Raw genomic sequence first — 22,686 nt, forward strand, 5'->3', positions numbered from 1 at the left:
ATGGCCGGTGCGGGACAGGTGACCGGCGCGGGAGTCGTCACGCTCGGCGAGACCATGGCGTTGATGACCGCCGAGCAGGTCGGGCCGCTGCGGCACGCGCGCTCGCTGCGCCTGACCATCGCGGGCGCGGAGTCCAACCTGGCCATCGGGGTGCGCCGGCTCGGCGTCCCGGCGGCCTGGCTGGGGCGCGTCGGGGACGACGAGTTCGGCGAGCTGATCCGGGGCACGGTGGCCGGCCAGCGGGTGGTGACCTCGGCGATCGTGGACCCGGACGCGCCGACCGGACTGATGATCAAAGAACGGCGGACGGGGACCCGGACCAGGGTGCGGTACTACCGCTCGGGCAGCGCCGGCTCCCGGCTGGCGCCCGCCGACCTGGATCACGCGCCGATCGCCGACGCCCAGGTCCTGCACGTCACCGGCATCACCCCGGCGCTGAGCCCGACCGCCCGCGACACCGTGTTCGCGGCCATCGAGCTGGCCCGCGAGCACCACGTCCCGGTATCGGTGGACCTGAACTACCGGCAGGCGCTCTGGGCTCCCGACCAGGCCAGGGCCGTGTTCCGCGACCTGGCCGGCCGCGCGGACATCCTGCTGGCCACCGAGGACGAGGGCCGCCTGGTCGCGGACGCCGAGGAGCCCGCGCGCCTGGCCGCCGACCTCGCCGCGCTCGGACCCGCCGAGGTGCTGGTCAAGCTCGGCGAGCGGGGCGCCGCCGCGCACATCGACGGCCGTCCGTACCCGGTGCCGCCCCGGCCGGTCGCGGTGCTCGACCCGGTCGGCGCCGGCGACGCGTTCGCCGCCGGCTACCTGGCCAGCCGCTGCCGGGGCGCCGACGCACCGGCTCGACTCGACGCCGCCGCGACCACCGGAGCGTTCGCGGTCACCGTCGCCGGCGACTGGGAGGGCGCGCCGACCATGGCCGAGCTGGACCTGCTCGACGGCGCGGGCGACGCCGTCAGCCGCTGACGGCCGTCTTCAGGTGCGCGGCGTAGAAGCCGGTGACCGCCGCCCAATGGCGCTCGTCCGCGGCGGCGTCGTAGGTCGGGTTGTCCGGCACCGCGAACCCGTGCGCGGCCGGATACACCTCGACCGTGTGCTCGACGCGAGCGTCGGTGAGCGCCCGCTCCAGCCGCTCGACCTGCTCGGCCGGGCAGAACGGATCGTTCTCCGCCACCGCCGCGTACACCGCCGCGCGCATCCGCCCGGCCAGCCGATGCGGGCTGTGCGGGTCGTCCTCGCCACCCAGCCCGCCGCCGTGGAACGACGCCGCCGCGGCGACCCGCTCCGGGTAGTGCGCGGCCATGACCAGCGCGAGCCGCCCGCCCATGCAGTACCCGGTGGTCCCGACCCTGTCGCCGGACACCCGAGGGTCGCTCTCCAGGAACCCGAGGAAAGCGCCCGCGTCCCGCACATGCATCTCGGCGCTCACGCTGTGCGCCAGCTCCGTCAGCCGCCGCATCTCGTCCGGATCGTCGGCCACCGTCGCCGCATCGAACGGCTCGTACCCGCCGGCGCGGTAGTACACGTCCGGCAACAGCACGGCGTACCCCGCCGCCGCGAGCCGATCCGCCGTCACCCGAAACGTCTCCCGCACCCCGCCCGCGTCCGGGTACAGGATCACCCCGGGCCAGCCGCCCGTACCACCCGGCGTGTGCAGGGTTCCCTCACAGGTGCCGTCCTCGGTGTCGATGACGACGTCGTTGCGCGGCATGCAGCCTCCTGATCTCTCCGTGACTAGTGGCCCCGCCATTCCTACTCCCCGCCGGGTCGAGCGTCAGGAGTAGCGGCGTGGGGTGTAGACGACCTGGTCGCCGTCGCCGCGCTCGGCCACCTTGGTCCGCGAGGAGCCGATGAGCAGCATGGTGCGCATGTCGACGGTCGACGGGTCGAGGTCGGCGAGGCGGGTCACGGTGACGCGCTCGTCAGGGCCGCCGACGTCGCGGCCGACCACGACGGGGGTGTCCGGGGAGCGGTGTTCGAGCAACAGGTCGCGGGCGGCGCCGACCTGCCAGGTGCGGCTGTGCGAGCCGGGGTTGTAGACGGCGATCACCAGGTCGGCGGCGGCGGCCGCGGCCAGTCGCGAGGCGATCACGTCCCACGGCTTGAGCCGGTCGGACAGCGAGAGCACGCAGTAGTCGTGGCCCAGCGGCGCGCCGACCCGACTGGCCACCGCCTGGGCGGCGGTCAGCCCGGGCAGCACGCGCACCGGTATGTCCTTCCACCGCGGCTCGCAGGCGACCTCGAGCACGGCGCTGGCCATCGCGAACACCCCGGGATCGCCGGAGGAGACCACCGCGACCCGGGCGCCGGCGCGGGCCAGGTCCAGGGCGAACTCCGCGCGCTCGGACTCCACCCGGTTGCCGGACGGATGGCGGCGCTGGCGGGGGTTCGGCGGCACCCGCTTCAGGTACGTGCGGTAGCCGACCAGGTCGCTGGCCTCGGACAGCGCGGCCTGCACCTCCGGGGTCAGCCACGGGCGGCCGGCCGGGCCAAGGCCGACGACCGTGACCGACCCCATCGCGGGCGCCTCGGGTACGGCCGTCTCGGACACCGAGGTCATGGTCGCGGCGGCGAGCGGGCTGGGCAGCAGCGCCAGCGAGAAGTACGGCACGGTCTCCGGCTCCACCTCGGTGAGGCGGGCGACGCGCTGTTCGGCGGTGCTGGCGCGCTCCACGTAGTGCAGGTCGGCGAGCACGTCCGCGTCCGCCGCGGCGGCGCTGACGGTCTCGAAGGTGCGGCCGAGCTTGAGCACGGCGGCGGCGTCGGTCCCGGCGAGGCGGCGGGCCAGCTCCGCGCGGGGCAGCGTGCCGGGCAGCACGGTGAGCACCTCGTCGCGCTCGACCAGCGGGCGGCCCAGCGCGGCGGCCGCGGCGCTCATCGACGTCACCCCGGGCACCACCTCGGCGCGGTAGCGGTGCGCCAGCCGCTCGTGCAGGTGCATGTAGGAGCCGTAGAAGAACGGGTCGCCCTCGGCCAGCACCACCACGTCGCGCCCGGCGTCCAGGTGCGCGGCCAGCCGCTCGGTCACCTCGGCGTAGAAGTCGTCCAGCGCGCCCCGGTAGCCGCCCGGGTGGTCGGTCGTCTCCACGGTGACCGGGTAGACCAGCGGCTCCTCCACCTGCGAGCCGGTCAGGTACGGCTCGGCGATGCGGCGCGCGGTGCTGCGGCCGTGCCGGGCCGAGTGGTAGGCGATGACGTCCGCCGCGCCGATCAGCCGGGCCGCCTTGACGGTGACCAGCTCGGGGTCGCCGGGACCCACGCCGACACCCCACAGCCGGCCGGCGCGCGGCCGAGGTTCGGTCACGGGCGGGACCTGGCCCTGGTGGCGGCCGCGCGCACCGAGGCCAGCTCGGCGCCGGTGTAGTGGCATTCGCCGTCGGACTCCACGCGGTAGCCGTCCGCGTCGGCGACGACGTCGACGACCGGGCCGACCGGCCGCCCGCAGCGCCGCTCGCAGCCCGACCAGTGCACCGGCAGCTGCACCTCGCCGGACGCCGACGGCGGCACCGCGGTCCCGGCCGGGCGGTCGGCGGCCACCGAGGCGTCGGCCCGCACGTCGGCCAGCGCCAGCGCGCAGCCGGGTCGGCCGATGCACGCGGACACCCCCAGCGCGGGCGAGGTCGGGTCGAGCACCAGGCCCGCCCCGGCCAGCCGCCGGGTGGCCGGGGCGATCGCCGGCGGCGGCAGGTCGGGCACCACCACGCCGCGCCACGGGGTGAGCACCAGCTCGCGCTCGGCCACCGCGGCCAGCACCTCGCAGCGCGCCAGCGTCAGCTCGCCGAGCGGCACCGACACCGCGAGCGCGACCCTGCCGTCGGTCTGCTCGATCCGTCCGACCGGGCCGATCGGATCCCGCTCGGGCACCCCCACCGGCGGGCCGGTCTCCGCTTCCGGCAGCGCCGCCGAGACGTCCTCGACAAGCGCCATCGGGCCGTCGGGCAGCTCGGACACCCGCCACACCCGCTCGTCGGCGCGGCGCCGCAGGAACGCCGACGCCGCAACGAGCAGCCCGGTCACCGCGGCCCGTACCGGCAGCCGAAGCCCGCTGTCCCGACCGCCGAACAGCACCGCCACCCGCTGCCCCGGCAACGCCAGCACCGCCACGTCGGCCCGCAGCCCCGCCACGTCGCCCCGGCCGTCGTCCAGCGCGAACTGGAACCGCCCCGGCAGCGCGGCCAGCTCCGGCGACGCACACAGCCGCCGGTCCAGCTCCGCGACCAGCGGTCGCACGTCCAGCACGCCCAGCCCGTCCCGCCCGGACAGCGTCGAGGCCAGCACGTTGCGCGCCCGGTCGTGCGCGGGCGAGGGCAGCAGACCGCACTCGGCCAGCCGGGCCGACAGCTCGACCTCGGCGCCCGGGGCCAGCCCGCGCATCTGCAGGTTGCCCCGCGCGGTCAGCTCCAGCCGCCCGTTGCCCAGCTCGCGCGCCCACCTGGCCAGCGCGGCGAGCGCGTCCCGGGACAGCGTCCCGCCGGGCACCCGGATGCGGGCCAGCCCGCCGTCCTCGGCCTGGTGCAGCGCGACAGTGCCCGGGCAACGGTCCGCTCCGGAGCGAGCCGTGGGTGGGGAGACCAGCGACAGGACCACAGCCCAAGGGTAAACGGCCCGGCCGACCCGATCGCGGCGATCCGCCGCACACCGCCGGCGTGAGACGGACGACTCGAACGCTCTGTCCGCCGGCCTTGGTGCCATAGGGTTGCGGCAAGAGCGCCCACCCCCGGAGTAGCCCGTGATCCTGCTGCTGTCCACGTCCGACACCGACCTGCTCAGCGCCAGGGCCAGCGACGGCGACTACCGGCTGGGCAACCCGGCGCGGCTGGCCGCCGAGGACCTGCCCGAGCTGGTGGAGGGCGTCGACCTGGTGGTGGTGCGGCTGCTCGGCGGCCGGCGGGCCTGGGAGGACGGGCTGGACGCGCTGCTCGCCGGCCCGCGCCCGGTGGTGGTGCTCTCCGGCGAGCAGGTGCCGGACCCCGAGCTGATGGAGTGCTCCACCGTGCCGGCCGGGGTGTGTGCCCAGGCGCACAACTACCTGGCCCAGGGCGGCCCGGCGAACCTGGGCGAGCTGGCCAGGTTCCTCTCCGACACCGTGCTGCTGACCGGACACGGGTTCGCGCCGCCGGCCGAAACGCCGGTGTGGGGCGAGCTGGAGCGGCCGGCCTCGGGGAACGGGCCGGTGGTCGGGGTGCTCTATTACCGTGCCCATCACCTGGCCGGGAACACGGCGTTCGTGCACGCGCTCTGCGATGCCATCGACAACGCGGGCGGGCGGGCGTTGCCGCTGTTCTGCGCCTCGCTGCGGACCGCTCCCCCGGAGCTGCTGGACGCCCTGCGCGGGTGCGACGCGCTGGTGGTGACGGTGCTCGCGGCCGGTGGCGCGACGCCGGCGACGGCGGGCGCGGGCGGCGACGACGGGTCCTGGGACGTCGGCGCGCTGGCCGCGCTGGACGTGCCGATCCTGCAGGGCCTGTGCCTGACCAGCCCGAGGGCGACGTGGGAGGAGTCCGACGACGGGCTGTCCCCGCTCGACGCCGCCACCCAGGTGGCCATCCCGGAGTTCGACGGCCGGCTGATCACGGTGCCGTTCTCGTTCAAGGAAATCGACGCGGACGGCCTGACCGTCTACGCCGCCGACCCGGAGCGCGCCGCGCGGGTGGCCGGCATCGCGGTGCGCCACGCCCGGCTCCGCCACATCCCGCCGGCCGAGCGACGGCTGGTGGTGATGCTGTCCGCGTACCCGACCAAGCACTCGAGGATCGGCAACGCCGTCGGCCTGGACACCCCGGCCAGCGTGGTCCGGCTGCTCGCCGCCCTGCGCGAGGCCGGCTACGACGTGGGCCCCGAGCAAGGCCCGGACGCGCTGCCCGGCCTGGCCGCCCAGGACGGCGACGCGCTGGTGCACGCCCTGATCGCGGCCGGCGGCCAGGACCCGGACTGGCTCACCGAGGAGCAGCTCACCGGCAACCCGGTGCGGATCGCCGCGCAGAGCTACCGCTCGTACTACGACACGCTCCCGGCGCAACTGCGCGAACGCATCGAACAGCACTGGGGCCCGCCGCCCGGCGAGCTGTACGTGGACAGGTCGCGCGACCGCAACGGCGAGATCGTCCTGGCCGCGCTGCGCGCCGGCAACGTGGTGGTGATGGTGCAGCCCCCGCGCGGGTTCGGCGACAATCCGATCGCCATCTACCACGACCCCGACCTGCCGCCCACCCACCACTACCTGGCCGCCTACCACTGGCTGGCGCGCGCGACCGCCGACGGCGGGTTCGGCGCCGACGCCGTCGTGCACGTGGGCAAGCACGGCAACCTCGAATGGCTGCCCGGCAAGACCGCCGGCATGTCGGCCGCCTGCGGCCCCGACGCGGCCATCGGCGACCTCCCACTGGTCTACCCGTTCCTGGTCAACGACCCCGGCGAGGGCACCCAGGCCAAACGCCGCGTGCACGCCACCCTGGTCGACCACCTGGTCCCGCCGATGGCCCGCGCGGAGAGCTACGGCGACATCGCCCGCCTGGAGCACCTGCTCGACGAGCACGCCAACATCGCCGCCCTGGACCCGGCCAAGCTCCCCGCCATCCGCCAGCAGATCTGGACGCTCCTCCAGGCCGCCAAGCTCGACCACGACCTCGGCGTCACCGACCGCCCCCACGACGCCGAGTTCGACGACTTCCTCCTGCACGTCGACGGCTGGCTCTGCGAGGTCAAGGACGCCCAGATCCGCGACGGCCTGCACATCCTCGGCGAGGCCCCCACCGGCGAGGCCCGCATCAACCTGGTCCTCGCCATGCTCCGAGCCCGCCAACTCTGGGCAGGAGAGAACGCCCTCCCCGGCCTCCGCGAAGCCCTGGGCATGCGCGAAAACGCCGAAGCCCGCACCACCACCGACGAGTTCGAAGCGCGCGCCCGCGCCCTGGTCACCACCATGGAGTCCCACGCCTGGACCCCCACGTCCGTACCCCAAGCAATCCGCGAGTCGGGGATTCCGTCAGGGCGAGTCGCGGATTCCGTCAGCTCGGTGCTGAGGTTCGCCGCCACCGAGGTCGTCCCCCGCCTGGCCCGCACCACAGACGAGATCACCAACGTCCTGCACGCGCTGGACGGCGGCTACGTCCCCGCCGGCCCTTCCGGCTCCCCGCTGCGCGGCCTGCTCAACGTCCTGCCCACCGGCCGCAACTTCTACTCCATCGACCCGCGCGCCGTCCCCAGCCGCCTGGCCTGGGAAACCGGCTCGGCCATGGCCGAGTCCCTGCTCACCAAGTACCGCGAGGAGCACGGCGACTGGCCGCGCTCGGTCGGCCTGTCCGCCTGGGGCACCTCCGCGATGCGCACCGCGGGCGACGACGTCGCCGAGATCCTCGCGCTGCTCGGCGTGCGCCCGCGCTGGGACGAGGCGTCGCGGCGGGTCAACGGCCTCGAACCGATCCCGCTCGACGAGCTCGACCGGCCGCGCATCGACGTCACGGTCCGCATCTCCGGGTTCTTCCGCGACGCGTTCCCGCACGTGGTGACCATGCTCGACGACGCGGTACGCCTGGTCGCCGGCCTGGACGAGCCGCACGAGCGCAACTTCGTCCGCGCCCACGCTCAGACCGACCTGAGCGAACACGGCGACGAACGCCGCGCCACCACCCGGATCTTCGGCTCCAAGCCCGGCGCGTACGGCGCGGGCATCCTGCCGCTGCTGGAGAGCCGCAACTGGCGCGACGACGCCGACCTCGCCGAGGTGTACGCCACCTGGGGCGGCTTCGCCTACGGCCGGGGCCTGGACGGCCGCGAGGCCCGGGGCGACATGGAGACCGCGTACCGGCGGATAGCGGTGGCCGCGAAGAACGTGGACACCCGCGAGCACGACATCGCCGACTCCGACGACTACTACCAGTACCACGGCGGGATGATCGCCACCGTACGCGCACTGACCGGCCGCGCCCCCGCCGCGTACGTCGGCGACAGCACCCGCCCGGACGCGGTCCGCACCCGAACCCTGTCCGAGGAGACCGCCCGCGTCTTCCGCGCCCGCGTGGTCAACCCGCGCTGGATCAACGCCATGCGCCGCCACGGCTACAAGGGCGCGTTCGAACTGGCCGCCACCGTCGACTACCTGTTCGGCTACGACGCCACCACCGGCGTGGTCGCCGACTGGATGTACGAGAAGCTCGCCCAGGCCTACGTCTTCGACCCCGAGACCGCCAAGTTCCTCCAAGAATCCAACCCCTGGGCCCGCCACGGCATCACCGAACGCCTCCTCGAAGCCGCCGACCGAGGCATGTGGCAACACCCCGACGCCGAAACCCTGGCCGCCCTCCGCCAGGCCTACCTCGACACCGAAGCCACCCTCGAGGAGTCCGCCGAGTAACCCCCGCCCACAAACCGCCCGCGAGTCGGGCGTCTCAGCACACTGAGTCGCGCGTTTCAGCACACCGCCCGGCGCAGCTTCGCGCGGACCAGGCCACGAGCGGCCGGCCCGAGGTCGTCGAACACCTCGACGAGCACGCCCAACCGCGCCAGCGCCGCCATCGCCCGGTCCGCGCCCTCCCCGTCCACCCCGTCATAAAGCTCGAACCCGACGAACGCCGCCGAGAACGCCCTGGCCAGACCAGAAACGTCGATTACATCGGCAAGCGGCGAGGACCCCAGTACACGGGAGAGCACCCGCTCGACCTGATCCGTCCACAGCCCCAGCGCGGCGGCGGTCGCGGGCGCCAGGCTCGGCTCGGACTGCGCGCCGGCCAGCATCTGGGCCAGCACGATCACATTGCCCTCGGCCCGCTCGCGCGCGTGCAGCCGCCTGCCCAGCTCCAGCAGCTCCGGCAGCGACCGCACGGCGTCGAACTCCGCCACGTAGCCGGCCACCCGTTCCCGCGCGCCGTGCACGCACGCCTCGGTGAGCAGCTCGTGCACGCTGCCGAAGTGGTAGAAGACCAGGGCCTGGTTGACGCCGGCCTCGGCGGCGATCGCGCGGGCCGAGGCGCCGGCGATGCCCTTCCCGCGCAGGGTCGCCACCGCCGCCTCCAGCAACCGGGCGCGGGTGCCAGGCCGATCAGGTTCGCGCCTGCTCACGGACCGGCTTCACCCTCTCCGGCACGTCGCGGCACTCCGGGTAACGAGCGCTGAACGTACCGTGATACCCGAACAGCGGGCCGAAGCGGTGGTTGGTCACCGCGACCTCGATGCGGAACCGCCCGAGCTCGTCGTCGAACGACTCCCGCACCTCGGCGGTCCCGGTCACGATCCGGGGCACGCGGAAGGTCAGCGGCCCCTCGTGGAAGCGCTGCTGCCCGGAGCGGATCAGCAGCCCGCCGCGCTCGTCCACGGACACCCGCAGGTCGACGGCGAGATGCTGGTGGCTGCCCAGGTAGTCCACGACGGTCCCCCGCTCCGGGCTGTAGATCATGGTCGCGTTCCACCGGCGCGGCACCGCGAACCGGAACGTGCGCGCGAACGAGACGCTCTCCCTGCCGAAGGAGTCGAGATAGGCGTAGTTCTCGATGGTGAACCCGACGTCGGTGCCCTCCTCGGGGACGAGGATGTTCCGGGTGGCGCCGAGCGCGAGGAACGGCCGGGTGAAGCCGCGACCGTGCCACACCCGGTCCATGGAGCCGGTCCCGATGCACGCCACGCCGTCCGCGCTGCCGATCCCGAACCGGCGCCGCAGCTCGGGGTGCAGCCGGTCGAAGTCACGGCCGAGCACGCGCTGGAACAGCGAGGTCATGGGCGCTCCAGGGTTCGCAGGGTGGCCGGCGCGGTCGCCGACCGGGGGTCGGGTGGCCGGCGCAGGCACCGCCGGGCGGCCGGCGTGGACGGCAACGGCGGCAGCGCCACGGCCAGCACCGTCAGCGCGGCGGCGGCCACCGGCGGCGCGGCCAGCCAACCCGCCGCGCAGGCCGCCGCCCGGATGCCCGCCTCCGACAGCGCCCGCCGCAGCGAGGCCTCCGGCGGCGTGCCGTCCTCCAGCCACAGCCGCAGCCTGTCGAACGACCAGGCCGTCCCCCACCCCATGAGCGGACGGAACAGCAGGTCGACCAGCCGCCCCCAGCCGGGCGCGTAGTCGTATCCGGTGAGGAAACGGACGCCCGCGCCGGTCGGCACGTAGCGCCAGTAACCCGAGCCCGAGCGGATCGGCGAGAGCGGATGCTCCGAGCGGAACCGCAGCGCGGACGTGCGCGAACCGCCCGGACCGAACCGCTCGCCCACGCTCACCCCGACCCCGTGCACGGCCAGACCCGGCAGCGGCCGCACGGCGTACCGGAACCGGCCGGGGTCGGCACCCGCCAGCCGCTCGATCCGGGTGAACCGCAGGTCCCAGCGCTGATGTACGTCCGGCTCCTGGGTCCGCCGCCACAGCTCGTCGAGGTCGCACCGGATCAGCGCCTCCACGTAGATCCGTCGCGCCATACGCCCTCCCTGACGAGAGTTAAGCGAACGCTCAAACGCAGGTTACAGCCGCCCGGCCCCGACGGACAGATCCAAGGGTGTGGAAACATCGGATACGGAACAGCGGGAAAACACAGAAAGAGCGGCGCAGACGTGACGATCGTCCTGGGCATCGAGACCTCGTGCGACGAGACGGGCGTGGGGTTGGTGCGCGACGGCGAGCTGCTCGGCGAGGCGCTGGCCTCGTCGATGGACGAGCACGTCCGGTTCGGCGGCGTGGTGCCCGAGATCGCGGCGCGCGCGCACGTGTCCGCGCTGGTCCCGACCGTGCGCGAGGCCATGCGCAAGGCCGGCGTCGGGCCGAAGGACATCGGCGCGGTGGCGGTCACCGCCGGGCCGGGGCTGGCCACCGCGCTGCACGTCGGGGTGGCGGCGGCCAAGGCGTACGCGACGGCCTGGGACGTGCCGCTCTACGGCGTGCACCACCTGGCCGGGCACGCGGCGGCCGACGCGCTGGAGCACGGGCCGCTGCCCGAGCGCAGTGTGATCCTGATCGTCTCCGGCGGGCACACCTCGCTGCTCGCGGTCGGCGACCTGGCCCGCGACGAGGTCGTGCACCTGTCCGACACCATCGACGACGCGGCCGGCGAGGCGTTCGACAAGGTGGCCAGGATCCTCGGCCTGCCCTACCCCGGCGGCCCGTCCATCGACCGCGCGGCCCGCGACGGCGACCCGGACGCCATCGCCTTCCCCCGCCCGCTGACCGGCCCGCGCGACCCGGAGCTGGGCTTCTCCTTCTCCGGCCTGAAGACCGCGGTGGCCCGCTGGGTGGAGCGGTGCGAGTCCGACGGCCGCCCGGTCCCGGTGCCGGACGTGGCGGCCAGCTTCCAGGAGGCGGTGGCCGACACCCTCACCGCCAAGGCCCTGCTGGCCTGCGAACGCCAGGACGTGCGCGAGCTGGTCATCGTCGGCGGCGTAGCGGCCAACAGCCGAGTCCGCTCCCTGGCCGAAAAGCGCGCCGCCGACGCCGGCATCACCCTCCGAATCCCCCCCATGCGCCTGTGCACCGACAACGGCGCCATGATCGCCGCCGTAGGCGACCTCCTGGTCCGCGCCCACGCCACCCCCACCCCCCTCACCGTCACCGCCCACCCCACGGTCCCCCTGACCCGCGCCCAACTCACGTAAACGCATCCGCGAGTCGGGGATTCTGTCAGGGTGAGTCGGGATTTCTGTCAGGTTCGGCGCGCCGCATGTGATCTACGCTGAAGCGGTTAAGTTCCCGACGACGGTGAGCCATGCAGCGTCCCACGATCCAGGACATCGCGCGCGCCGCCGGGGTGTCCAAGGGCGCCGTCTCGTACGCGCTGAACGGACGGCCGGGCGTCTCGACGGAGACCCGCGCGCGGATCCTGAGCATCGCCGAGGAGATCGGCTGGGTGCCCAGCAGCGCGGCCCGCGCGCTGTCCAGCGACCGCGCCGGCGTGGTCGGGCTGGTCGCGGTGCGCGAACCCGAACTGATCGCCACCGAGCCGTACTTCATCCGGATGGTGGCCGGCGTCGAGCGGACGCTGGCCGAGCACGGCGTGGCGCTGCTGCTCACCGTGGTCCCCGATCCGGCGCGCGAGCTGGACATCTACCGGCGCTGGTGGGGCAGCCGGCAGGTGGACGGCATGCTGCTGTTCGACATGCGCGTGCGCGACCCGAGGCCGGCCTGGCTGCGCGCGTCCGGGGCGCCCGCGGTGATCATAGGGGCGCAGCGGGCGTACCGGGGCATCTCCGCCACCCGGGTCAGCTACCAGGACGCGATGGCGCAGGCGGTCAGCCACCTGGTCCAGCTCGGCCACCGCAGGCTGGCCCGCGTCTCCGGGCCGCGCGCGCTGGAGCACGTGCTGCGCCGCGAGCGACACTTCGCCGAGGTGACGAAGGAGCTGCTCGGCGAGGCGCAGCCGCAGCCGCAGGTGGAGACGGACTACACGGCCAGGGCGGGCGTCCAGGCCACCCGTGAGCTGCTGTCACGGCCGAAAGACCAGCGGCCGACCGCGATCATCTACGACAACGACGTGATGGCGGCCGCCTCGGTCTCCACGCTGGCCGGCGAGGGCGTCCGGGTGCCGGCCGACCTCGCGGTGCTGGCCTGGGACGACTCGCCGCTGTGCGAGCTGGTGCACCCGGCGGTCACCGCGTTCACCCACGACGTCATGGCCGAGGCGAGCCAGGCCGCCGACCTGCTGCTCACCCGGATCGAGCACGGCCCCACCCCGGACCGCTGGCTCGCCGCGCCCCGCCTGACCGTCCGTGCCAGCACCGCCGGCCACCTAGTGCCGTGACACGAAAGGTTCGGCACGTTTCTCGGCGGCCCAGACGCCGCCTGGCGGCGTTGTCGTCGCCCCAGATACAACCCCGGTATCTGGGGCTCCTCCGCCTTGCCAGCCGACGCCTGGATCCACCGAATAAACGCACCAACCTTCCGCGTCACGGCACTAGCGGACGACCGGTTATGCGCGCCGCGATTTTGGGTTAGCATGCCGCACGAGCTGAACCGGTTAACCACACCCGCCGGCGGGCACCGCGACGAAGGAGTCGATCGTGCGCTTCAGGACGCTCATGGCCGCGCTCGCGGTGCCCGTACTCACGGTGACCGGCCTGACCGGATGCTCCGGCACCAGCGGCTCGGACCCCAACACGATCACCTACTGGGCCAGCAACCAGGGCCCGAGCCTGCAGCGCGACAAGGAGATCCTCACCCCCGAGCTGGCCGAGTTCACCAAGCGGACCGGCATCAACGTCAAGCTCGAAGTGATCGACTGGACGCACCTGCTGGACCGCATCACCACCGCGACCACCTCCGGCGACGGCCCCGACGTGGTCAACATAGGCAACACCTGGTCGGCATCGCTGCAGGCCACCGGCGCGTTCGTGGACTTCGACGGCCCGACCCTGGACAAGATCGGCGGCCGGGACAAGTTCCTGGCCACCAGCCAGAGCTCGACCGGCGCGGCGGGCAAGACCCCGGCCTCCGTACCGCTCTACGGACTCTCCTACGGCCTGTTCTACAACAAGAAGGCGTTCGCCGCCGCCGGCATCACCACCCCGCCGAAGACCTGGGCGGAGTTCGTCGCCGACGCCCAGAAGCTGACCAACCCGGCGGCGAACACCTACGGACTGACCCTGGCCGGCGGCAGCTACACCGAGAGCGCCCACTTCGCGTTCATCCTGGGCAAGCAGCACGGCGGCAACTTCTTCGACCCGGCCGGCAAGGCGAGCTTCGCCACGCCCCAGAACGTGGCGGCCGTGAAGCAGTACCTGGACCTGATCGGCGTGCACAAGGTGACCATCCCCAGCTCCGCCGAGCACGACACCACCCAGGACGCCACCGCCGACTTCGCCGCCGGCCGGGCCGCGATGATGATGGCCCAGACGAACACCACCGAGTACATCGCCGCCACCGGCATGCCGGCCGGCGACTACGGCGTGGCCCCGCTGCCGTTCGAGGTCCCGCCGCCGCCCGGCGCGGAACGGGTCAACAGCCACGTGGCCGGGATCAACATCGCGGCGTTCAAGGACAAGAACACCGAGGCGGCGCTGAAGTTCATCGACTTCATGACCGGCCGCGACGAGCAGGTCAAGCTGAACAAGGCGTACGGCTCCCTGCCGGTCACGAAGGACGCCGCCACCGACCCGGCCTTCCAGGGGCCCACCACCAAGATCTTCCTGGACGTGCTCGCGACCACCTCGGCGCCGATGCCGATGGTCACCAACGAGAGCCAGTTCGAGACCACCGTGGGCTCGGCGGTCAAGGACATGGTGGCGCGGATCGTGGGCGGCAAGCCCGTGTCCGAGGCCGACGTGCAGGCCGCGCTGGCCACCGCGCAGCAGAAACTGGTCAGCGGCGGCTGATGGCCCTGCCCACGGCACGAGGCGCACGAGGCCAGCGAGGCCGGTGGACGCCGAACGCGCGGACCCTGCCGTACCTGTTGCTCGCGCCCGCGCTCCTGTTCGAACTGCTGGTGCACGTGGTCCCGATGCTCACCGGCGTGGCGATCAGCTTCCTCAAGCTCAACCAGTTCTACCTGCGGCACTGGCTGCAGGCGCCGCTGGCCGGGATCGAGAACTACCGGGTCTCGGTGAACCTGAACAGCGAGATCGGGCTCGGGCTGCTGCGCTCGATCGGGATCAGCATGGGCTACAGCGCCGTGGTGGTGACGTTCAGCTGGTTGCTCGGCATCTTCGGCGCAACACTGCTGCAGCGCCCGATGCGCGGCCGGTCGGCGCTGCGCACGCTGTTCCTGATCCCGTACGCGCTGCCGATCTTCACGGCGGTGATCGTCTGGAAGTTCATGCTGAACCAGGACAGCGGCATGGTGAACCACGTGCTCGAACAGCTCGGCCTGGGCAGCGGGCGGCACTTCTGGCTGCTCGGCGACAGCGCGTTCGTCAGCATGGCGCTGGTCGGGATCTGGCGGTTCTGGCCGTTCGCCCTGCTCACGCTGATGGCGGGCATGCAGTCCATCCCGACCGAGGTGTACGAGGCCGCCGAGGTGGACGGGGCGAACCGCTGGCAGCAGTTCCGCACGCTCACGCTGCCGATGCTGCGCCCGGTGAACCAGGTGCTGGTGCTGGTGTTGTTCCTGTGGACGTTCAACGACTTCAACATCCCGTACACGCTGTTCGCCAGCTCGACGCCGGCCAGCGCGGACCTGGTGTCGGTGCACGTCTACCAGAGCTCGTTCATCACCTGGAACTTCGGCCTGGGCTCGGCGATGTCCGTGTTGCTGCTGTTGTTCCTGCTGGTGGTCACGGCCGGCTACCTCGTGATGACGTCACGAAGGACCAGGCATGCGTGAGTCGCGGGCGTTCCGGGTGCTCAGGGCGGTCGGGCTGGGCGGGCTGCTGGTGTTCACCGTGCTGCCGCTGTACGTGATGCTGTCCACCTCGGTGAAGCCGCTCGGCGACGTGCGGGACGCGTTCCGGTGGTGGCCGTCCGAGCTCACCTACCGGCCGTTCGTGGACATCTGGTCGACGGTCCCGCTGGCCCGCTACTTCGTGAACAGCGTGATCGTGGCGGGGTGCGCGAGTGCGGTGTCGGTGACGCTGGCGGTGTTCGCGGCGTACGCGATCAGCCGGTACACGTTCCGGGGCCGGGAGATGTTCCGGATGGCGGTGCTGTCGACGCAGATGTTCCCCGGGATCCTGTTCCTGCTGCCGCTGTTCCTGATCTACGTCAACATCGGCCAGGTCACCGGCCTGAAGCTGAACGGCAACCTGTCCGGGCTGGTCATCACCTATTTGACGTTCTCGCTGCCGTTCTCCATCTGGATGCTGGTCGGCTACTTCAACTCGATCCCGAGGGATCTGGACGAGGCCGGGCTGGTGGACGGGGCCGGGCCGGTGCGGGTGCTGCTGTCGATCGTGGTGCCGGCGGCCAAGCCGGGGATCGTGGCGGTCGGCGTCTACGCGTTCATGACGTCGTGGAGCGAGGCGCTGTTCGCTTCGGTGCTGACGGACGACAGCTCCAAGACGCTGGCGGTGGGCCTGGCGGAGTACTCCACCCAGAACGCCGTCTACTGGAACCAGATCATGGCGGCGTCGCTGGTGGTCAGCGTCCCGGTGGTGCTCGGGTTCCTGTTCATGCAGCGCTATCTCGTCCAAGGGTTGACCGCGGGGGCGGTCAGGTAAAGGAGGCACGTGCCTGTTCGGCGGGGTTCAGGGAAGCTCACGGACGCCTGGCTCGGGGCGAACTTCTGGTCGCGGACCGGGGGGCCGTTGATGTGGCGCAACTACGACCCCGGCGTGGTCCGGGACGAGCTGCGGGTGCTGGCCGAGCACGGGCTGCGGCAGACCCGCTCGTTCTTCTACTGGCCGGACTTCCACCCGGAGCCGGGCCGGGTGGACACCGCGAAGGTCGAGCTGTTCCGGGACTTCCTGGACGCGCACCGCGAGCTGGGCATGGGTTCGATCCCGACGTTCATCGTCGGGCACATGTCGGGTGAGAACTGGGATCCACAGTGGCGGGCGGACAAGGACCTGTACGCGGACGTCTGGCTGGTCGGACGGCAGGCCTGGTTCATCGAGAAGATGGTGCGCGCGCTGCACGAGCACCCGGCGGTGGCCGGCTGGCTGATCAGCAACGAGATGCCGATCTACGGGCGGCGGCGCGGCGAGCCGGAGGCCCCGACGGCGCAGGTCACGGCGTGGGCGACGCTGATGGTCCAGGCGGTGCGGGCCGGCGGCGGGCACCAGCCGGTGTCCCTGGGCGACGGCGCCTGGGGCATCGAGGTGACCGGCGAGGACAACGGATACTCCATCAGGGAGACGGCCGAGCTGGTGGACTTCGTGGGCCCGCACGTCTACCAGATGGAGACCGACCGGATCCGCCAGCACCTGGCCGCCGCGTTCGCCTGCGAGATGGCGGCGGTTGCCGGCAAGCCGGTGATCCTGGAGGAGTTCGGGCTGTCCAGCGACTTCGTGTCCGCGACCAACCAGGCCCACCACTACCGCCAGCAACTGCACAACTCGCTGCTCGCCGGCGCCACCGGCTGGCTGGCCTGGAACAACACCGACTACGACAACCTCGCGCACCAGGACCCGTACCGCCACCACCCGTTCGAGATGCACTTCGGGATCACCACCAACACCGGCGAGCCCAAACCGCCGCTGCTGGAGCTGCGCGAGTTCGCCCGCATCCTGGACCGGGTGGACTTCGTCAACACCCGTAGGGAGGACGCCGACGCCGCGCTGGTGGTCACCTCGTACGCCGAGCGCGACTACCCCGTGTCCAACGCCGCCGACCGTGCCCTCGCCGTCCGCACCCTGCGCCAGGGTTATGTGGCCGCCCGCGAGGCCAGCCTGCCGGTGGCGTTCTCCCGCGAGGAGGACGGGCTGGACGGTGATGCGCGCCTTTACCTGCTGCCGTGCGTGCGACAACTCCTGGCCCCGACCTGGGAGCGGCTCGGCGAGTTCGCGGACGGCGGGGCGACGGTGTACCTGTCGTTCTGCTCCGGCGAGCACGGACTGCACCGGGCGTTCTGGCACGCCGGGCTGAACGAGATGTTCGGGGTGGAGCACGAGCTGGCGTACGGGCTGGTCGACCCGATCGTCGAGGACGTCATCGAGCTGGAGTTCGTCGAGGACTTCGGCGGAATCGCGGCCGGGGAGGTGCTGCGGTTCGCGTCGGGCGGTAACGAGCACGGACGGGCGTTCTTGCCGGTGACTCCGAGGGGCGCGAAGGTGGTGGCGGTGGACGGGCACGGGCGGCCGGCTTTGTTGCGGCATCGTGCCGGCGACGGGGAGACGGTGTTGTGCACGTATCCGCTGGAGTACCTGGCGGCGACGCGGGCCGCGGTGAACCCGGAGCCGACGTACCGGATCTACGACGCCCTGGCCAGGGAGGCCGGGGTGCGGCGCCCGCTGGTGGTGGACGACCCACGGGTGTTCACCGACACGCTGGTGCACGCCGACGGGCGGCGGTTCGGCTGGCTGGTCAGCCAGCACGCTGAGGAGGTCACGGTGAGCCCGGTCGGTGACGCCGAGCGGACGGTGACGCTGGAGCCGTACGGGGTGCGGGTGTTCGAGCTGTTCGGGGAGGCGACATGAGCGAGCTGAGGTTTCCTGACGGGTTCCTGTGGGGTGCGGCGACGGCGTCGTACCAGATCGAGGGCGCCGTGCACGAGGACGGACGCGGCCGCTCCATCTGGGACACGTTCGCGCACACCCCCGGCAGGACGGCGCGCGGCGACACCGGCGACGTGGCCTGCGACCACTACCACCGCTACCGCGAGGACGTGGCGCTCATGCGCGAGCTCGGGCTCGGGGCGTACCGGTTCTCGGTGGCCTGGCCGAGGATCCAGCCGGACGGCAAGGGCCCGGCGAACCCCGCCGGCCTGGACTTCTACCAGCGCCTGGTGGACGAGCTGCTGGCGGGCGGCATCACCCCGTGCGTGACGCTCTACCACTGGGACCTGCCACAGGCGCTGGAGGACGCCGGCGGCTGGCGGGCGCGCGAGACCGCCGAGCGGTTCGCAGAGTACGCGACGCTGGTGCACGCCGCGCTGGCCGACCGGGTCCCGATGTGGATCACGCTGAACGAGCCGTACTGCTCGGCGTTCGTGGGCTACGCCGAGGGCCGTCACGCCCCCGGCGCCCGGGAGGGGCACGGCGCACTGGCCGCCGCACACCACCTCCTGGTCGGGCACGGCCTGGCGCTGCGGGCGCTACGGGAACAGCGGCGCGGCGACGAACGGCTCGGTCTCACGCTGAACCTCAACCACGTGCGGCCGGCCACCTCCGATCCGGCCGACGTCGCGGCGGCGGGACGCGCCGAGCTGCTCTACAACCGGGTGTTCACCGACCCCGTTCTGGCCGCGCGCTGGCCGGACGGCGAACGCGAGCTGTGGTCGTCCATCACCGACTTCTCGTTCCGCCGCGACGGCGACCTGGATCTGATCGGCCAGCCGCTGGACTTCCTGGGCCTGAACAACTACTTCCCGTCCTACGCCAAGCACGCCCCCACCGCCGACGAGGACCCGGCGCACCGGGCGGCCACCGACATCGACATGCTGGAGAACCCGCCCGCCGAGCTGCCCCGCACCGCGATGGGCTGGCCGGTGGAGCCGGACGGCCTCGGCCGGCTGCTGCGCTGGCTGCGCGACGAGTACCCGGGGCTGCCGCCGATCCACATCACCGAGAACGGCAGCGCCTACCCGGACACTCCCGGCGTCGACGACACGGCCCGGGTGGCGTACCTGGACAGCCACCTGCGCGCGGTGCGGGCCGCGATCGAGGACGGGGTGGACGTGCGCGGCTACTTCTGCTGGACGCTCATGGACAACTTCGAGTGGGCATACGGTTACACAAAGCGATTCGGCCTGGTATACGTCGACTACCCGACGCAGCGGCGCATCCCCAAAGCTAGCTTCCGCTGGTATCGGGAGCTGATCGCCCGCTGCTAGAGAGGCGTATGCCGTGAGCCGAGAACGGATCGAGCGACGGTCCATCGACGTCATCCCCGACGACGAACGGCACGGCTCGCCGCGCAACCAGTTCACCCTCTGGTTCGGGGCGAACATGCAGATCACGGCGATCGTGGACGGCGCGCTGGCGGTGGCGTTCGGCGCCGACGCGCTGTGGGCGATGATCGGGCTGCTGATCGGCAACCTGGCCGGCGGCGCGGTGATGGCGCTGCACTCCGCCCAGGGGCCGCGCCTCGGGCTGCCGCAGATGATCTCCAGCCGGGCCCAGTTCGGGGTGTACGGCGCGGTGGTGCCGCTGGTCATGGTGGTGCTCATGTACCTGGGCTTCGCCGCGACCGGCACCGTGCTCGGCGGCCAGGCCATCGTCGGCATCGTCGGCGGCGACACGCCCGCGGTCGGCATCGTGCTGTTCGGCCTGCTCACCGCGATCGTGGCCACCCTCGGCTACCGCTACATCCACGTGATGGGCCGGGTGGCCACCGTGGTCGGCATCCTCGGCTTCGCCTACCTGGCCGTCCGGTTGCTCACCGGCTACGACATGGGCTCGCTGATCGGCGTCAAGCCGTTCGAGGCGCCGACCTTCCTGCTCGCCATAGCGCTCGGCGCGGGCTGGCAGCTCACCTACGGCCCCTACGTCGCCGACTACTCCCGCTACCTGCCCCGCGACACCCCCAAGCGCGCCACCTTCCACTGCACGCTGTGGGGCAGCGTGCTCGGCTCGCAGTGGTCGATGTGCTTCGGCGCGCTCATGGCGGCCATTCCCGCCTCCGCCGGCGGCAACTTCCTCAAGTCGCAGGTCCCGTTCCTGGGCCAGCTCGGCGGGGGCGGCGCCATCGCGGTGGCCATCTACCTCGTGATCATCATCGGCAAGCTCACGGTGAACTGCCTGAACGCCTACGGCGGGTTCATGTCCCTGCTGACCACCGTCACCGCCGTCACCCGCGCCACCCGCGTCTCCCAGGCCGGCCGGGTGGCGTTCATCGGCCTGTTCATCGTCGTCGCCGTCCTCATCGCGCTACTGTCCACCGAGCACTTCCTGACCAACTTCCGCAACTTCGTGCTGGTCCTGCTCATGGTCTTCACCCCGTGGAGCGCGGTGAACCTGGTCGACTACTACCTGGTGTCCGCCGAGCGCGTGGACGTGCCCGCGCTCTACGACCCGGACGGCCGCTACGGCCGCTGGAACGCCCCGGCCCTGGTCTCGTACGCGATCGGCATCGGCATCCAGATCCCGTTCCTGGCCCAGAGCCTCTACACCGGCCCGATCACCGAACTGCTCGGCGGCGCCGACATCTCCTGGCTGGTCGGCCTGCTCGTGACCGCGGCCATCTACTACCCGTGGGCCAAACGCACGGCCAACCCACCGGCGGAGATGATCTACGCGGCGCCGGAGACGGCCGAGGTGGGTGAGGGCGCACGCAGCGATTGACGAAAATGTCATGAAACCGGCCCGGTCACGACATTTTTGGCAATCGCGCGCGGGGGGCTTGCTGTACTCCCGGCTAGCACGATTGTCCGGTGACGGATTCGCGGAGCGCGGAGCTGGACCGGACGATCGCGGTGATCCACGATCTGTTGGCCGACTGGTCGGACGGGCCACCGGAGCACTGGGAGAACGCCTCGGTGCCGCGCTACCTGGAGGCACTGGCCGCCCGGCTGGGGAGCTGTGATGGCTTCTACGCCAACCAGGGCGAACCCGTCCCTTGGAACGGCTGGGAGGTCCTGCGGGAGGCGATCCAGGCCGCCGCCATCTACGAGTAGTCGCGGTGCCGTCGTCGCAGGCTCGGGTACTTGAGCCAGCCGTTCGCGGCGACCTGCCGGTCGTCGGACAGATGCGGCACCTCCTGGCGTTGGCCCTTGACGAACAGCGACTCGGGATGGCGCTCGCCGGGGGTGTCGAGCCGGTACCACTTCAGTCGCAGGTACGACCGGTCTGCTCTTTTGGGAGACTTCTGGAATGGCCTCAGGTAGCGCAGGCGGGGAACGGGTTGCGGTTCTTCGCAAGGCGCGTGGCTTGACGCAAACCGCGCTGGCGCGCCGGGCCGGAATCTCGACGTCGCTGCTGAGCAAGATCGAGGTCGGCGACCGCACGTTGTCCCCGGAGGTTGCAGCCGCGATCGCCCAGGCGCTGAGGATGACGCTCGGGGCGCTCTACGGAGAAGCCGAACTCTCCGAGGACCAGAGCGTGCGCCTCGAACACCTGCGCACCGCCGTGCGTCGCTTCGACATTCCCGACCAGACCGCCGTGCCCGAGGAGGCTGGACTGCGCGGCGAGCTGGACCGTGCGGTGAGCCTCCGGGAGCACGCCGCACTAGACGAGCTGCTACGAATGCTGCCCGGCCTGCTGACCCGCGCTACGACCTATGCGCATGCGGTCGTCAGCTCGACGGGATGGGCGATGCTTGCCGATGTGTACAGCGTCGTCTACGCCCTGGCGGCACGGCATCGCTGGATGGATCTGGTCGAGATCGCCCCCGCACGGCAAGCATGGGCGGCCGCCCAGCAACCGAATCCTTTGGTCGCCGTCTGCGCTGGGCGCGACCGCGCCGGCACATTTCTCAACTGCGGAGACTTCGACGGCGGGCTGACGGTGGTCGACAGGGCAATCATGGCCGCCGAGTCCACCCTGTCCGGGCCGGACAAGGCGTTCGCCGCCGGTACGTTGCACCTTCGCGGCATGACCCTCGCGGGACGGCTCAATGACCGACACTTGGCACAGCGGCACATCCGTGCGGCGTGGGCAGCCGCAACGGAGTTCCCGAACGACGTGCGGCTGCACAACCAGATCTTCGGACCAGCCAACACCGCCACCCATGTTCTGGCCACCGAGGGCGATCTCGGTCGACCGCGTGAGGTGGTCCGCCTGGCAGACGAGCTGGCGAGCGGAGAAATCCGGCTACTGCCCCCTACCCGGCTGGGGCCGGTGCACATCAACACCGCCCGTGCCCGGTTGGATCTCGGTGATCGTGACGGGGCGGAGGACTCGCTGCTCGATGCATGGGCTGTCGCCCCTCAGATGGCGCGCATCCATCCGATGAGCCTGGAGGTGCTACGCGTACTGATCTCGCTGCACCGTCGGAGCAGCCCTCGTCTGGTCAAGCTGGCCCGACAGGCCGGGATCAATCTCTAGGCTCCCGCCTGTCTCTCAACGCCCATGAGTGACGCAGAGTAGGCGGCGCCACGGGGAGTGACCAGCTTGGCCGACCCGCGAGCGGCCATTCCGGCCCGCGATGCACATTGCACTGTTCTACCGCGCGCACCTGACAGATTGCCTCGTGACCCGCGCCTCACCAGCGCCTACCGTTCAGCGTCAACGGTGACATCGGCGTCACGAGGAGGT

Annotated in this window: 18 protein-coding genes; 12 read left to right on the forward strand and 6 right to left on the reverse strand. The window is 72.1% G+C overall.

All coding sequences use genetic code 11. The annotated features are described in order from the left end of the window. The first annotated feature begins 18 nt into the window (after window positions 1-18). Window positions 19-969 carry a sugar kinase gene (locus tag N912_RS0129070; protein WP_245645464.1) on the forward strand — a complete coding sequence of 317 codons (951 nt, stop codon included), beginning with the start codon at window positions 19-21 and terminating at the stop codon, window positions 967-969. Here the strand turns inward: N912_RS0129070 and N912_RS0129075 are convergent. From N912_RS0129075 to cobG, 3 genes are all read right to left on the reverse strand, one after another. Continuing rightward, window positions 959-1,714 carry a dienelactone hydrolase family protein gene (locus tag N912_RS0129075; protein WP_028925151.1) on the reverse strand — a complete coding sequence of 252 codons (756 nt, stop codon included), beginning with the start codon at window positions 1,712-1,714 and terminating at the stop codon, window positions 959-961. The genes N912_RS0129070 and N912_RS0129075 overlap by 11 nt on opposite strands. 63 nt (window positions 1,715-1,777) lie before the next feature. Then, a complete protein-coding gene (locus N912_RS0129080) occupies window positions 1,778-3,307 on the reverse strand; it encodes a precorrin-2 C(20)-methyltransferase (RefSeq protein ID WP_028925152.1) in 1,530 nt (509 codons plus the stop codon). Continuing rightward, entirely contained in the window at window positions 3,304-4,590 is a 1,287-nt protein-coding gene (gene cobG / locus N912_RS55415; protein WP_245645465.1) for a precorrin-3B synthase, read from the reverse strand. The genes N912_RS0129080 and cobG overlap by 4 nt, the downstream gene beginning before the upstream one ends. Window positions 4,591-4,732: 142 nt before the next feature. On the opposite strand from cobG, the gene cobN reads away from it, so the two are divergent. Further along, a complete protein-coding gene (gene cobN / locus N912_RS0129090; protein ID WP_028925153.1) occupies window positions 4,733-8,356 on the forward strand; it encodes a cobaltochelatase subunit CobN in 3,624 nt (1,207 codons plus the stop codon). 56 nt (window positions 8,357-8,412) lie between these two features. On the opposite strand, the gene N912_RS0129095 is transcribed toward cobN, so the two are convergent. Genes N912_RS0129095 through N912_RS0129105 form a run of 3 tightly spaced genes read right to left on the reverse strand, consistent with a single transcriptional unit; the run spans window position 8,413 to window position 10,395 of the window. Further along, the gene (locus tag N912_RS0129095; protein WP_028925154.1) at window positions 8,413-9,060 is read right to left on the reverse strand and encodes a TetR family transcriptional regulator; all 648 of its coding nucleotides are present in this window, start codon (window positions 9,058-9,060) and stop codon (window positions 8,413-8,415) included. After that, window positions 9,041-9,712 (reverse strand): DUF4166 domain-containing protein, encoded by a 672-nt coding sequence (locus tag N912_RS0129100; protein WP_028925155.1) that lies wholly within the window; start codon window positions 9,710-9,712, stop codon window positions 9,041-9,043. Before N912_RS0129100 ends, N912_RS0129095 begins: the two co-directional genes overlap by 20 nt. After that, on the reverse strand, window positions 9,709-10,395 hold the full coding sequence (locus N912_RS0129105; RefSeq protein ID WP_028925156.1) for a hypothetical protein: 687 nt from the start codon (window positions 10,393-10,395) through the stop codon (window positions 9,709-9,711). The genes N912_RS0129100 and N912_RS0129105 overlap by 4 nt, the downstream gene beginning before the upstream one ends. Window positions 10,396-10,527: 132 nt before the next feature. Here N912_RS0129105 and tsaD point away from each other — a divergent pair, with 132 nt between their 5' ends. From tsaD to N912_RS0129160, 10 genes are all read left to right on the forward strand, one after another. Continuing rightward, window positions 10,528-11,562: a tRNA (adenosine(37)-N6)-threonylcarbamoyltransferase complex transferase subunit TsaD gene (gene tsaD, locus N912_RS0129110; protein WP_028925157.1), complete on the forward strand. Its 1,035-nt coding sequence runs from the start codon at window positions 10,528-10,530 to the stop codon at window positions 11,560-11,562. Between the two features lie 110 nt (window positions 11,563-11,672). Next, window positions 11,673-12,704 carry a LacI family DNA-binding transcriptional regulator gene (locus N912_RS0129115; protein WP_028925158.1) on the forward strand — a complete coding sequence of 344 codons (1,032 nt, stop codon included), beginning with the start codon at window positions 11,673-11,675 and terminating at the stop codon, window positions 12,702-12,704. Window positions 12,705-12,963: 259 nt separating this feature from the next. Further along, entirely contained in the window at window positions 12,964-14,274 is a 1,311-nt protein-coding gene (locus N912_RS0129120) for an ABC transporter substrate-binding protein (RefSeq protein WP_211261427.1), read from the forward strand. Continuing rightward, window positions 14,274-15,221 carry a carbohydrate ABC transporter permease gene (locus tag N912_RS55420; protein ID WP_051580950.1) on the forward strand — a complete coding sequence of 316 codons (948 nt, stop codon included), beginning with the start codon at window positions 14,274-14,276 and terminating at the stop codon, window positions 15,219-15,221. Before N912_RS0129120 ends, N912_RS55420 begins: the two co-directional genes overlap by 1 nt. After that, window positions 15,214-16,053 (forward strand): carbohydrate ABC transporter permease, encoded by an 840-nt coding sequence (locus N912_RS0129130; RefSeq protein WP_028925160.1) that lies wholly within the window; start codon window positions 15,214-15,216, stop codon window positions 16,051-16,053. Before N912_RS55420 ends, N912_RS0129130 begins: the two co-directional genes overlap by 8 nt. 9 nt (window positions 16,054-16,062) lie before the next feature. Then, entirely contained in the window at window positions 16,063-17,970 is a 1,908-nt protein-coding gene (locus N912_RS0129135; protein WP_028925161.1) for a beta-mannosidase, read from the forward strand. Next, entirely contained in the window at window positions 17,967-19,325 is a 1,359-nt protein-coding gene (locus N912_RS0129140; RefSeq protein WP_028925162.1) for a GH1 family beta-glucosidase, read from the forward strand. Before N912_RS0129135 ends, N912_RS0129140 begins: the two co-directional genes overlap by 4 nt. A 13-nt stretch (window positions 19,326-19,338) precedes the next feature. After that, window positions 19,339-20,775, forward strand: coding sequence for a purine-cytosine permease family protein (locus N912_RS0129145; RefSeq protein ID WP_028925163.1), 1,437 nt, complete (start codon window positions 19,339-19,341; stop codon window positions 20,773-20,775). An 89-nt stretch (window positions 20,776-20,864) separates the two neighbouring features. Beyond that, window positions 20,865-21,107, forward strand: a complete 243-nt coding sequence (locus N912_RS55425) for a DUF7660 family protein (RefSeq protein ID WP_051580951.1) — start codon at window positions 20,865-20,867, stop codon at window positions 21,105-21,107. 196 nt (window positions 21,108-21,303) lie between these two features. Further along, complete coding sequence (locus N912_RS0129160) at window positions 21,304-22,476, forward strand: helix-turn-helix domain-containing protein (RefSeq protein WP_028925164.1); 1,173 nt, start codon at window positions 21,304-21,306, stop codon at window positions 22,474-22,476. The last annotated feature ends 210 nt before the right edge of the window (window positions 22,477-22,686 follow it).

The sequence above is a fragment of the Actinospineispora acaciae DSM 45401 genome (assembly GCF_000620785.1).
GTDB lineage: Bacteria > Actinomycetota > Actinomycetes > Mycobacteriales > Pseudonocardiaceae > Pseudonocardia > Pseudonocardia acaciae.